The following is a 12,045-nucleotide window of genomic DNA, read 5'->3' on the forward strand; positions in this document are numbered from 1 at the left end:
TCCACTGGGGATGACCGCTGTTCACCTGTCAACCTCGCGGGCGACCGTGGCCGTCCAGCGTGGGCAATCGACTGCCTCGCGCTCCGGGCGCAGCAGTGGTACACCGCGTCCGTCACATCTCGGGGAGTCGTGTTCTGCTGCCTGCGGCCCAACCCAGCCCTGCTGAACAAGGGGGTTGTGCACTGCCAGAGCAGTGATCCTGTGGGCGTACACCCACGGGGAATTCGGAACCGGACAAGTCTCGCATAGCCCCGCCCCACGTGCAACCCGGGCGTGTCGCGAATTGTCGGGCGTGTCCCGCCGGCTCGCTTCCGCGGATCCACGCGGATCGAACGGCCTGGAGGCCCGGCTCGGCCCCGCAACGCGACGCACCCTCCGGACGGGGTCCGGAGGGTGCGTCGAAACGGGTCAGGAGACCGTCACTCGGCGGTCACCGGGGGCACGAACCACGGCGGGAAGACGGCCACCCGTGGAGCGTGTCCGCCGTGGTCGGCGAGCACGGCGCGGACGGTCTGCCGAGCCTTGTCGTTCGGCACGCCGATGACCGCGACCGACGTGAACGGCACACTCGGACCGGCGAGCAGCTCGAGGCCGTGCATCTCGGGGTCGGTGAAGTCGGTGCGGCGGATCAGGTTCGTGCCGGCGTCCGGGCCGACGGCGAACCGGACGTCGTCGGCGTCGGCGTCCTGGTCGGCGACGATCACCGAGGCACCGAACGCCGAGACCGGCACGACGAGCACGACGTAGTCGATCGCCCTGGTACGGCGGGCGGCGTCCGACCAGCGCTCACCGTCGGCGCCCGTGCGGAGCTCGTCCCAGCGGGTGGCGTCGGGCGACAGCGTGAACGGCACGTGGCCGGCGATCGAGGAGCCGTCGGGTGCCTCGGCCTCGGCGCGGGCGGCACGGGTCTCGGCGGAACTGACGTCCACGACCGGCTCGGCCTGGTCGGACGCCAGGATCGCCCCGGCACCGACGATGCCGTCGAGGTTGTCGATGTGGGTCACGTGGTGGGCGCGGAGCGCTGCGAACTCACGTGCCTCGGGCAGGTCGGCTGACGACGAACGGAGCGACGTCGGCGACCGGAGCGACGTCCCGGGGCCGGAGGCCGGCGGGTCGACGCGCAGGTTGGTGGTGATGCGGGTCCGGCGGGGGGCCGGGGTGGCTGGGATCTCCGACGCCTCGCGCTGCCGGGGTGCGCAGATGTCGCAGAGCTCGGTGGGGAATCCGTGGATGCACTCGTCGGTCACGACTGTTGTGGGTCCTTCCGTGCCGTGTGGGGGTGGTCCGGCACGTCGACCAACGCTACGTCATCCGGACGGCCCCCGGGTCATTGTCGGTAGAGCAGTGCCCGGACCTCGGCCTCGGCGGACGCCAGGCGGTTCGGGTCGATGGTCTCCCCGTGGTCGTACGCGTCGAGCAACCGGGGGTCGATGTAGCTCTGTCGGCACACCGTCGGGGTGTTGCCGAGCTCGTCGCTGGCGGCCTTCACCGCGTGCGAGACGGCCTTCTTCCGCTTCGCCTGGGACGACTGCGGTCCGGTCTTGGCCAGGTCGACCGCGGCCGCGACCGTCCCGTGCAGGGTCCGGAAGTCCTTCGCGGTGAACTCGTCGCCCGCACGTTCCTTCACGTAGGCGTTGATGTCCTCGGCGGAGAGCGGCTCCCACTCCGCTCCGCGGCGCTCACGGAACGAGAGCAACCGCGCGTTGGGCCCGCGACGCTTCATGCCCGCGATCACCCGCGCCAGGTCGTGGTCGTGGATCGACGACGACCACTCCTGCCCGCTCTTGCCGGGGAAGTCGAGCTCGATGTCGTCGCCGGACACGTGCGCGTGCGCGCAGAGCAGCGTGGACAGTCCCCGACTGCCGTGCTCGGTGGCGTACCGCTCGGACCCGACCCGGAGGGACCCCTGGTCGAGCATCCGGAACGCTGCGGCCAGCGCACGGCGGCGGTCCGGCTCGGGGCGACGGAGGTCCTGCGTGACCCCGCGGCGGGCGACCGGCAACGACTCGGCCAGTGCCAGCGCACGGTCGTACTTGATCCGGTCCATCCGTTCGCGCCAGGACGGGTGGTACATGTACTGGCGGCGTCCCGCGCCGTCCGTACCCGTCGCCAGGATGTGGCCGTTCTCGTACGGGGAGATCCAGACGTCGTCCCACGCCGGCGGGATCACGAACTCCTCCAGCCGACGGCGTTCGTCCGGGTCCGTCACGGTGTTGCCGTCGGGGTCGCGGAACGAGAAACCGCGTCCGGAACGGACGCGGTGGTAGCCGCGACCAGAGGTCGCGGATCTGCGGAGGCGTGTCACGACGTCGAGCCAACTCCGTGATGCCTGTGACGGGTCACGGGGCGGACTGGAGGCCCGTGGCGGGCCCCGCCCCGCTCCTCCTGTCCGGCGCCCCGTACGCGCGCCAGGGGCCGAACACGACGAAGCGGGGCCGGGCCCGAAGGCCCGACCCCGCTGTCGCAAGGAACCGGAGTTACTTGATGATCTTCTCGACCGTACCGGCACCGACCGTACGACCACCCTCACGGATGGCGAAACGGAGGCCCTCTTCCATGGCGATCGGCTGGATCAGCTCGACCGTCATGGCGACGGTGTCACCGGGCATGACCATCTCGGTGCCCTCGGGCAGCGTGATGACGCCGGTGACGTCCGTGGTGCGGAAGTAGAACTGCGGGCGGTAGTTCGCGTAGAACGGGTTGTGACGCCCACCCTCGTCCTTGGTCAGGATGTACGCGTTCGCCTGGAACTCGGTGTGCGGCGTGACCGAACCCGGCTTCACGACGACCTGGCCGCGCTCCACGTCCTCGCGCTTGAGGCCACGGATCAGCAGACCGGTGTTGTCACCGGCGACCGCCTGGTCGAGCAGCTTGCGGAACATCTCGATGCCCGTGACGGTGGTCTTCTGCGTCGCGCGGATGCCGACGATCTCGACCTCGGCGTTCAGGTTGAGCGTGCCACGCTCGACGCGACCGGTGACGACCGTGCCACGACCGGTGATCGTGAAGACGTCCTCGATCGGCATCAGGAACGGCTGGTCGGTGGCGCGCACCGGGTCCGGCACGTGCTCGTCGACCTGGGCCATGAGGTCCTGGACCGACTTGACCCACTTCTCGTCGCCCTCGAGCGCCTTGAGCGCCGAGACCTGCACGACGGGGGCGTCCTCGTCGAACTGCTGCGAGCCGAGGAGCTCGCGGACCTCGAGCTCGACGAGCTCCAGGATCTCCTCGTCGTCCACCATGTCGGACTTGTTCAGTGCGACGACGATGTAGGGGACGCCGACCTGGCGGGCGAGCAGCACGTGCTCACGCGTCTGGGGCATCGGGCCGTCGGTGGCGGCGACCACGAGGATCGCGCCGTCCATCTGTGCCGCACCCGTGATCATGTTCTTCACGTAGTCGGCGTGACCGGGGGCGTCGACGTGCGCGTAGTGACGCTTCTCGGTCTGGTACTCGACGTGCGAGATGTTGATCGTGATGCCGCGCTGGCGCTCCTCGGGAGCGTTGTCGATCTGCGCGAAGTCGCGGGCCTCGTTGAGGTCCGGGTACTGGTCGTGCAGAACCTTGGTGATCGCCGCCGTGAGCGTGGTCTTGCCGTGGTCGACGTGACCGATGGTTCCGATGTTGACGTGCGGCTTGGTGCGCTCGAACTTGGCCTTGGCCACTGTGGGTCCTCCTCAGGACTCGGAAGCGTCACCCCCGGCCGGCCCTGGATGGGCTCGGAACCGTTGGTGCGCGGTGTGTGTCTCTACTTTACTTGGTGGCGAGGGGCCCGTCGCCGGGCGCCCCCGCCTGTGGAGAAGCGCTGAGCGCTACTCCCCCGCGTTCTTCGCGATGATCTCCTCGGCGACCTTGGCCGGGACCTGGCTGTAGGTCTCGAAGGTCATCGAGTAGACCGCACGACCAGAGGTCTTCGACCGCAGGTCGCCGACGTAGCCGAACATCTCGGACAGCGGCACGCTCGCGCGGACCACCTTGACGCCCGAGGCGTCCTCCATCGAGGCGATCTGGCCACGACGGGAGTTCAGGTCACCGATGACGTCGCCCATGTACTCCTCAGGAGTACGGACCTCGACGGCCATGATCGGCTCGAGGATCGCCGGACCGGCCTTGCGAGCCGCTTCCTTGTAGGCGATCGAGCCGGCGATCTTGAACGCCATCTCGGACGAGTCGACGTCGTGCGCCGCGCCGTCCTTGAGGATGGCCTTCACGCCGACCGTCGGGTAACCCGCGAGGATGCCGACCTGCATGGCGTCCTGGATACCGGCGTCGACCGACGGGATGTACTCGCGCGGGACACGGCCACCGGAGGTCGCGTTGACGAACTCGTAGACCTTCTCGCTCGTGACCTCCATCGGCTCGAGCGCGATCTGCACCTTCGCGAACTGGCCGGAACCACCGGTCTGCTTCTTGTGGGTGTAGTCGTAGCGCTCGACGATCTTGGTGAGCGTCTCGCGGTAGGCCACCTGGGGCTTGCCGACGCTCGCCTCGACGTGGAACTCACGCTTCATGCGGTCGACGAGGATGTCGAGGTGGAGCTCGCCCATGCCCTTGATCGTCGTCTGACCGGTCTCGGCGTTGAGCTCGACGCGGAACGTCGGGTCCTCTTCGGCGAGCTTCTGGATGGCCGTGGAGAGCTTCTCCTGGTCAGCCTTCGTGTTCGGCTCGATGGCGACCTCGATGACCGGCTCCGGGAACGTCATCGACTCGAGGACGACCTGGTTGGTCGGGTCGCACAGGGTGTCACCGGTGGTGGTGTCCTTGAGGCCGATGACCGCGTAGATGTGGCCAGCGGTCACGTTGGCGACCGGGTTCTCCTTGTTGGAGTGCATCTGGAAGATCTTGCCGATGCGCTCCTTCTTGCCCTTGGTCGAGTTGATGACCTGGGCACCGGACTCGATCGAGCCGGAGTAGACGCGCACGTAGGTCAGACGACCGAAGAACGGGTGCACCGCGACCTTGAACGCGAGGGCCGAGAACGGCTCGGACGCGTCGGGCTTGCGGATGATCTCCTTCTCCTCGTCCTTGACGTCGTGGCCGATCATCGGCGGCACGTCGAGCGGGGACGGGAGGTAGTCGATGACGGCGTCGAGCATCGGCTGGACACCACGGTTCTTGAACGCGGAACCGCAGAGGACCGGGTAGAGCGTGCTGCTCACCGTGAGGGCACGGATGGCTGCCTTGATCTCGGCGACCGAGAAGTCGGTGTCGCCCTCGAGGTAGCGCTCCATGAGGACGTCGTCCGCCTCGGCCACGCGCTCGATGAGCTTCTCGCGGTACTCGGCGGCACGGTCCTGCAGGTCGGCCGGGATCTCTTCGATCTCGTACTTCGCGCCCATCGCGACGTCACCCTTGGCGTCGCCGCGCCAGGTGAGTGCACGCATCTGGACCAGGTCGACGACGCCTTCGAACGAGCTCTCGGAACCGATCGGCAGCTGGAGCACGAGGGGCTCCGCGCCGAGGCGGTTCACGATGGTGTCGACGGTGTAGTAGAAGTCGGCGCCCAGCTTGTCCATCTTGTTGACGAAGCAGATGCGCGGGACGTCGTACTTGTCGGCCTGACGCCAGACGGTCTCGGACTGGGGCTCGACGCCCTCCTTGCCGTCGAAGACTGCGACCGCACCGTCGAGGACGCGGAGCGAGCGCTCCACCTCGACCGTGAAGTCCACGTGACCGGGGGTGTCGATGATGTTGATCTGGTTGTTGTCCCAGAAGCAGGTCGTCGCGGCCGACGTGATCGTGATGCCGCGCTCCTGCTCCTGCGCCATCCAGTCCATCGTGGCAGCGCCGTCGTGGACCTCACCGATCTTGTGCGTGATGCCCGTGTAGAACAGGATGCGCTCGGTCGTCGTGGTCTTGCCGGCATCGATGTGCGCCATGATGCCGATGTTGCGGACCTTGTTCAGGTCGGTGAGCACGTCCTGTGCCACAGGGTTCCTCCGGAAGAGTTGTAGGAGAGGTTGGCGGCCGTCCGGGCGCCGGGGTTCTTGACCACCGGCACCCGGACGGTGCCGGGACTACCAGCGGTAGTGGGCGAAGGCCTTGTTCGACTCGGCCATCTTGTGCGTGTCCTCGCGGCGCTTGACCGCGGCACCGAGACCGTTCGACGCGTCGAGGATCTCGTTCATGAGACGCTCGGTCATCGTCTTCTCGCGACGGGCCTTGGCGTACGAGGTGAGCCAACGGAGCGCGAGGGTGTTCGCGCGGTGCGGCTTGACCTCGACCGGGACCTGGTAGGTCGAGCCACCGACGCGGCGGCTGCGGACCTCGAGGGTCGGACGGACGTTGTCGAGCGCCTTCTTCAGCGTCACGACGGCGTCCTGCTGGTTCTTGGCGGAAACGCCCTCGAGTGCACCGTAGACGATGCGCTCGGCGAGGCCCTTCTTGCCGTCGAGCAGGATCTTGTTGACGAGCTGGCTGACGATCGGCGCACCGTAGACCGGGTCGGCGACGACGGGACGCTTGGGGGCGGGACCCTTACGAGGCATCTAACTCAACCCTTCTTCGCGCCGTAGCGGCTACGAGCCTGCTTACGGTTCTTGACTGCCTGGGTGTCCAGGGCGCCACGGATGATCTTGTACCGCACACCAGGGAGGTCCTTCACACGACCGCCACGGACGAGCACCATCGAGTGCTCCTGGAGGTTGTGGCCCTCACCGGGGATGTAGGCCGTGACCTCGGTGCCGTTCGAGAGCTTGACACGAGCGACCTTGCGCAGTGCCGAGTTCGGCTTCTTGGGGGTGGTGGTGTAGACGCGGGTGCACACACCACGCTGCTGGGGGTTCGCCTTCAGGGCGGGCGCCTTGGTCTTGGTGACCTTCGGCGTACGACCCTTGCGAACCAGCTGCTGAATAGTAGGCAACTGTTCTCCTGGTTCTTCGCTCGTGCTCTCTGGCCGGCGCGTTCCGCCGACTTCCTCGTCCCACGCTGAGCACCGCCGGACGGCGGGTGTTCGAGTGGGGGACGGAGTGGTCCGGCTGGGCGATCCCGCTCGCCGGACTTTTCGGGCGCGCCCGAGGGCGCACACCCGGTAGAGACTACCCGCGTAACGGGACGAAATCAATCCGGGTCACCCCGGGAACCGACACCGTCATGAGCCGGTGTCGGAGGACCCGTTGCCCACCGCCGAGCGGAACGTGGCACCGTCGCTCGAGAAGCCGGTGACGTACCCGCTCGCGTTCACGTTGAGCGGCCCCGCGGACGCCGTTCCGGTGCCGCCGGCACCCGAGATGTCGGCCGTGTACTTCGCCCGTCCGAACGTCGTCGTCGTGATCAACCAGCCGTTCGTCGTCCAGTTGCCGACCCGGACGGTGGGCCGCGTCTCGAGTGTCCACTTCTGGTTCGAGTACGTGTACGCGGGGTTCTGCCCGTACGCGTAGAAGCTGCACCCGGCAGGGGCGGCGTCGGTGGAGGCGATGCAGCCGTCCACCCAGGCGTCCACCGCTCGCTTGGCGGCCTGCTGCCCGGCGGTGGTCAGGGTCGTGGTCATCTGCACCGGGCTCGAGGTCGACCGCCCGAACCCGCTGACGCTCGCCGATCCCCCGCTGGCCGTGGTCCACTTGTCACCGTCGAAGGCGACGTCGTAGGTCCCGGGCAGCGCGCGGAGGCTCACCGTGCCGTCCTTCGCGGTCTCCACGTCCCGGCCGGCGACGGTGACCCCAGCACCGGACGGACCCCGCACGGCGACGTCGACCGATCCGAGCTCCGGGGCCTGCAGCTCCCAGACCGGGAACACGCCCCAGTCCGTCCCGGTCTTGTCCAGCGTGAAGGTCGCGGCGACGTCCTGCCCGCCCTGGCGCAGGTAGGCGCGGACCGTCGCGGTGTCGCCCTCTGTCCGCGTCGCGGCGACGCGGTAGCCGGTGACCTTGTCCGATGCCTTCGCGTAGGCGGCTTCACCGAGGAGCACGTCGGTCTTCTCGCGCTCGATGCCCGCGTCGTCGAGGGCGTCGGCCACGCGTCCGGCCGTCAGGTCGTCGAGGAACGCCCGCACCGGACGGTCAGCAGAGTGCGAGGAGGAACCGATCGAGTACCCGACGACCCCGGCGACGAGCAGCAGGACGACCGCGGTGCCGCCCGAGACGATGCCGATGAGCTGACCGCGGCGGAGCTTCCGGCGAGGACGCTGCGCCACCGGTCCGGGCATCCCGGGGAATCCGGGGACCCCTGCCGCGGACGTGCCGTCAGTGCCACGGATCGAGTCCACCGGCGGGACGGCGTCCCAGCCACCCTGCTGGTCCGGATCCTGCGCGTGCTGGTCGCTCATCGTTCCCCCGTTGCGTGTGCGTCGTGCCCTGCGAACACTACCGTCCGGCGGGTTCCTCGCCCGCGTTCGTCCGGTCGTGCCCGGAGCGCCCGTCAGGGCCGTCCGGACGCGTCGCGGCAGCGCCCGAGCCGCCGGCGGTCCGCGCCTGGTGTCGGGCCATCGTGATCCCGCCGAGCACCGACAGGAGCGCTACCACAACGGACCCGACCACGAACGGCCCGAGGGCGTACCCCGCGGGGAAGACGAGGAGCTCCGTCGCGTCCGAGCGGATGAGCGCGTAGCCCACGGCCCCGACGCCGAGCATGACCAGGTAGACCGTCGCAGCGGCCACCAGGGCCGTCACGCCGGGGTTGCCGTCACGCGCACCCGCCACGGTCGCGAGGAAGACCACCACCGCGGCGCCGACCACCATCGCGGGCCCGAGGTACGGGGTGGCGTCGGGCTGCGAGATGACCTCGACGTCGGCGAGCAGGGCTTCGAAGCCCGTGACGGCGATCACGAGCGCGATGAAGAGGACGGACGTCATCGTCGCGATCAACCACCGGGACATGCGCCGATCGTATCGCCGTCCGGCTGGTCAGCGAGCGGGTTCGGCGTGGCCCGTGTCGACTGCGTGCTCGCGACGGTCCGCCCGGTCGGACTGCTCCTGCGCGGCGGCGACCAGGGCGAGCGCGATCGTCGCCGTGATGATCGGGACGGTCTCCGTCATGGGGGCGGGCGCCGTGTCCGGCTTCCTCTCGTCCGTCGCGTCCGTCGGGTCGTCGGACTGGAGGCCCGTGGCGGCGTCCGCCTCGACGGTGTCCTCCGGCTCGTGGTCACGCAGCGCCGGGCCGATGACCGGCAGGACCCCGGTGGTCGCGGCCGGTTCGGCGTGCAGGACCGGCGGCTCGGTGGACACGGATCCGTCGCGCTTCGCCGCGCGACGCGCTCGGCCCATCTTCACCAGGACGACGACGGCGACGATCGCCCAGATCCCGTTGACGATCGTCGAGGGCACGGCGTGGTGCGCGGCGACGTTGATCGCCACCGCGAGGCCACCGACCAGGTTGAACAGCTGGTAGAGCGGGCCGTTCGGGATCTTGCCAGTGGAGAACAAGATGTAACCGGCTAGAACGGTTACGGCACCGAACCAACCGAGGAATTCCACGATTCCGACCAACACGCGCGACTCCGGGCACGACGAGGAACGGCCGGTTCGAGCCGACCGTTCGAGAGGGGATGAACAGCCGCGATCACGGCGTCTGGTGCATCGTAATCACAACGACGGGTGTCGCGGAAGTGGGGTCGGCGTGGCGTGGTCGACCGCGGTCCGTGGGGGCGGGTTCAACCCTTCGCGGCGGTGTCCGACTCGGCGAGGACGTAGACCGATCCGGAGAGCGACCACGCCTGCGCGTCCATCGGGCTCGCTCCCGAGTCGGAACTCGTCGAGGCGATGCCGGTGACCAGGAACAGCCGCTGCCCGGACTGCACCGCCTTCGTGAAGGCGAGCGCCTGGTCGTACGAGCCCTGCACCGCCACGGTCACCGGGATGACGACGAAGTTCGATCCGTTGATCGCAGCGTCTGTCCGGGCAGTCGGCGCCGTCGGGGTCGGCTCGGCGCTCGGCGTGGCACTCGCCGAAGCCGCCGGCTCCTCGGAGGCCTGGTCGGCTACCGGCTCGTAGGCCTTCGCGTCTCCGACGGTGATCGAGGTCACCGTGACGCCAGCGGCGGTCGCAGCGCCGTTCAGCTCCCGGAGGAGGGCATCCGTCGACGGCGTCGACGGTACCGAGGCGCGGAGCGCGTCCAGCTTCGTCTTCGTCTCGGCGAGTGCGTCGCTCGCCTTCTGGAGCCGAGCGAGCTCGGCCTGGTTCCGGGCGTTCGTGGCGTCGATGTCCGTCTGCTGCGAGGAGTTGTCCGCAGCCTGGGCGAGCTGCGGCTGCACCCCGAGGAACCACGCCCCGGCGAGCACGGCTCCGATCGCGACGAGCGCGACGACGAGCGAGAGGCGGTTGCGGTTCACTTCGACTGCTCCTGGGTGTACTTGCCGTCGAACGCCCGTTCCCCGAGGTGGACCTGGACCGTCGCGGTGTACCCGCCGGAGTCCTCCTGCAGCGCGACGGACGTGATGGTCGAGTCCGCGTAGCCCTCGAGCTGCGACAGGCGAGCGGTCCAGTCGGGTACCGAGGGGATGGTCGGACTCGACACGGTCAGCTGCATCGATGCGACACGGGCCTTCTCGAGCGGGACCGCCGACTGTGCGAACGCCGTGGTGACGTCAGCGGAGTCGATGGTCATCGAGGTGATGGCGACGCCGGCCGGCAGCACGTTCTCGAGCTGCGACAGCGTGCCGTTCCAATCGATCTCCGTCGACCCTCCGACGGTTCGTGCCGCTTCCAGGAGCTGGCTGTCCTGTTCGACCTGCCGGACGTCGGAGAAGCGTTGCTGCTGCTGCAGCAACGACGCGGTCTCGGCCTGCGCCGCGGTCAGTGACGATGCGGTGTCCAGCTGGTGGACCGCCGCTGCGCCGACGCCGAGTGCCGCGACGGCCGCCGTGATGAGGACACCGAGCCACGCACGACGTGCGACGGCCCGCTCGCGACGGTCGACGTGGACCTCGGAGGGCAGGAGGTCGACGCGGGGTTCACGACCGGCGATCGAGACCTGCGCGCCGCGAGTCCGTCGGGGACGCTCCGGTCGTGCCGCACCGACCGCGTCGACGGGTCGCGCTTCTGTGACGGTCATGCTGCTCTGCTCCCTACTGCCAACCCGAAGGCGACCGTGATCGCATCGACGTGATCGGCGACGTCGCCGACCGGGATCGATCGTGCGAGTCCGACACCGTCGAACGCGGCGCCCATCGTGACGGGCAGGTGCGTCTGGTCCGCCAGCGCTTCCCGCATGCCGTGCAGTCGGGTCCCGCCACCGGTCAGCACCACCCGGGTCACGGGTTCCGACGGCCGGGTGTTGACGAAGTAGTTGATCGTGTTCCGCAAGCTCGACGTGAGTTCGTGGACCGAGGCCGTGATCACCGCGACGGCACGGGCATCGTCCGGAGTCCGCGCCGATCCGCCGAGCCCGAGGTGGCGCTTCACGGCCTCGGCCTCGTCGAAGGTGATGTCGAGGGTCCCGACCAGCGCGCGGGAGATGTCGTTGCCCCCCATCGGGATGATCCGGACGAACTGCGGGATCCCGTCGGTCGCGATGACCACGCTCGTGGTGTCCGCGCCGAGCTGCACCACCGCCGCGGTCCCCGGGACACCCTGGCGCCCGAGCAGGACACGGGTGAGGGCGAACGGGATCATGTCGACCCCGATCGGGTTGAGTCCGGCGAGCTGCACCGCCTTGACGTTCGCCAGCACGGCGTCCTTGATGGCTGCGATCAGGAGGCCGTGGACGACGGGGCCGTTCTCGCTCTCCCCCTCGGACACCGGGTAGAAGTCGAGGATCGCGTCGCCGACCGGCACCGGGAGCATCTCCTGCACCTGGAACGGGAGGCTCTCGCGGATCTGTGCCATCGGGGCGAGGGGCACCGTGAGGTCGCGGGAGAGCACACGTTGGTTCCCCATCCCCAGGACGACGTTCTTCGAGCGGAACCGCCCCGTCGACCACAGCTCGCGGAGGGTGGCCGCGACGGTGTTCGGTTCGAGGACCTCGCCTCGGCTCACCGCGTCCTGCGGAGTGGGGACCTCCGCGAAGCGCACCACCGTCGGTTGTGCCTTGTCGGCGTCGACGACCTCGACCGCGCGGATCGACGACCCCGCGATGTCGAGGCCCACGATGCTCTTGCCCATGATGCTGCTT

At 69.0% G+C, this 12,045-nt stretch carries 12 protein-coding genes; all 12 read right to left on the reverse strand.

Going from position 1 to position 12,045, the window contains the following annotated elements; genetic code table 11:
* Positions 1-419: 419 nt before the first annotated feature.
* Positions 420-1,247: a DarT ssDNA thymidine ADP-ribosyltransferase family protein gene (locus tag BR70_RS0115130; RefSeq protein ID WP_051596996.1), complete on the reverse strand. Its 828-nt coding sequence runs from the start codon at positions 1,245-1,247 to the stop codon at positions 420-422.
* Positions 1,248-1,327: 80 nt separating this feature from the next.
* Complete coding sequence (locus BR70_RS0115135; RefSeq protein ID WP_027466733.1) at positions 1,328-2,305, reverse strand: DNA topoisomerase IB; 978 nt, start codon at positions 2,303-2,305, stop codon at positions 1,328-1,330.
* A 172-nt stretch (positions 2,306-2,477) separates the two neighbouring features.
* Positions 2,478-3,665 carry an elongation factor Tu gene (gene tuf / locus BR70_RS0115140; RefSeq protein WP_027466734.1) on the reverse strand — a complete coding sequence of 396 codons (1,188 nt, stop codon included), beginning with the start codon at positions 3,663-3,665 and terminating at the stop codon, positions 2,478-2,480.
* A 147-nt stretch (positions 3,666-3,812) separates the two neighbouring features.
* On the reverse strand, positions 3,813-5,930 hold the full coding sequence (fusA, locus tag BR70_RS0115145; protein ID WP_027466735.1) for an elongation factor G: 2,118 nt from the start codon (positions 5,928-5,930) through the stop codon (positions 3,813-3,815).
* Positions 5,931-6,017: 87 nt separating this feature from the next.
* A complete protein-coding gene (gene rpsG, locus BR70_RS0115150; protein WP_017885539.1) occupies positions 6,018-6,488 on the reverse strand; it encodes a 30S ribosomal protein S7 in 471 nt (156 codons plus the stop codon).
* A gap of 5 nt (positions 6,489-6,493) precedes the next feature.
* Positions 6,494-6,862 carry a 30S ribosomal protein S12 gene (rpsL, locus tag BR70_RS0115155; RefSeq protein WP_017885540.1) on the reverse strand — a complete coding sequence of 123 codons (369 nt, stop codon included), beginning with the start codon at positions 6,860-6,862 and terminating at the stop codon, positions 6,494-6,496.
* 228 nt (positions 6,863-7,090) lie between these two features.
* Complete coding sequence (locus tag BR70_RS0115160) at positions 7,091-8,263, reverse strand: hypothetical protein (RefSeq protein ID WP_027466736.1); 1,173 nt, start codon at positions 8,261-8,263, stop codon at positions 7,091-7,093.
* Positions 8,264-8,300: 37 nt separating this feature from the next.
* A complete protein-coding gene (locus BR70_RS0115165) occupies positions 8,301-8,813 on the reverse strand; it encodes a DUF6121 family protein (protein WP_027466737.1) in 513 nt (170 codons plus the stop codon).
* A 27-nt stretch (positions 8,814-8,840) separates the two neighbouring features.
* Entirely contained in the window at positions 8,841-9,425 is a 585-nt protein-coding gene (locus tag BR70_RS22540) for a CBU_0592 family membrane protein (RefSeq protein WP_442854650.1), read from the reverse strand.
* A 161-nt stretch (positions 9,426-9,586) separates the two neighbouring features.
* Positions 9,587-10,264, reverse strand: a complete 678-nt coding sequence (locus BR70_RS0115175) for a type IV pilus inner membrane component PilO (RefSeq protein WP_027466738.1) — start codon at positions 10,262-10,264, stop codon at positions 9,587-9,589.
* Entirely contained in the window at positions 10,261-10,986 is a 726-nt protein-coding gene (locus BR70_RS23655) for a hypothetical protein (RefSeq protein ID WP_027466739.1), read from the reverse strand. Before BR70_RS23655 ends, BR70_RS0115175 begins: the two co-directional genes overlap by 4 nt.
* Positions 10,983-12,035, reverse strand: coding sequence for a type IV pilus assembly protein PilM (pilM, locus tag BR70_RS0115185; protein ID WP_027466740.1), 1,053 nt, complete (start codon positions 12,033-12,035; stop codon positions 10,983-10,985). The genes BR70_RS23655 and pilM overlap by 4 nt, the downstream gene beginning before the upstream one ends.
* Positions 12,036-12,045 lie beyond the last annotated feature (10 nt).

Source organism: Curtobacterium sp. UNCCL17, from assembly GCF_000686685.1.
GTDB lineage: Bacteria > Actinomycetota > Actinomycetes > Actinomycetales > Microbacteriaceae > Curtobacterium > Curtobacterium flaccumfaciens.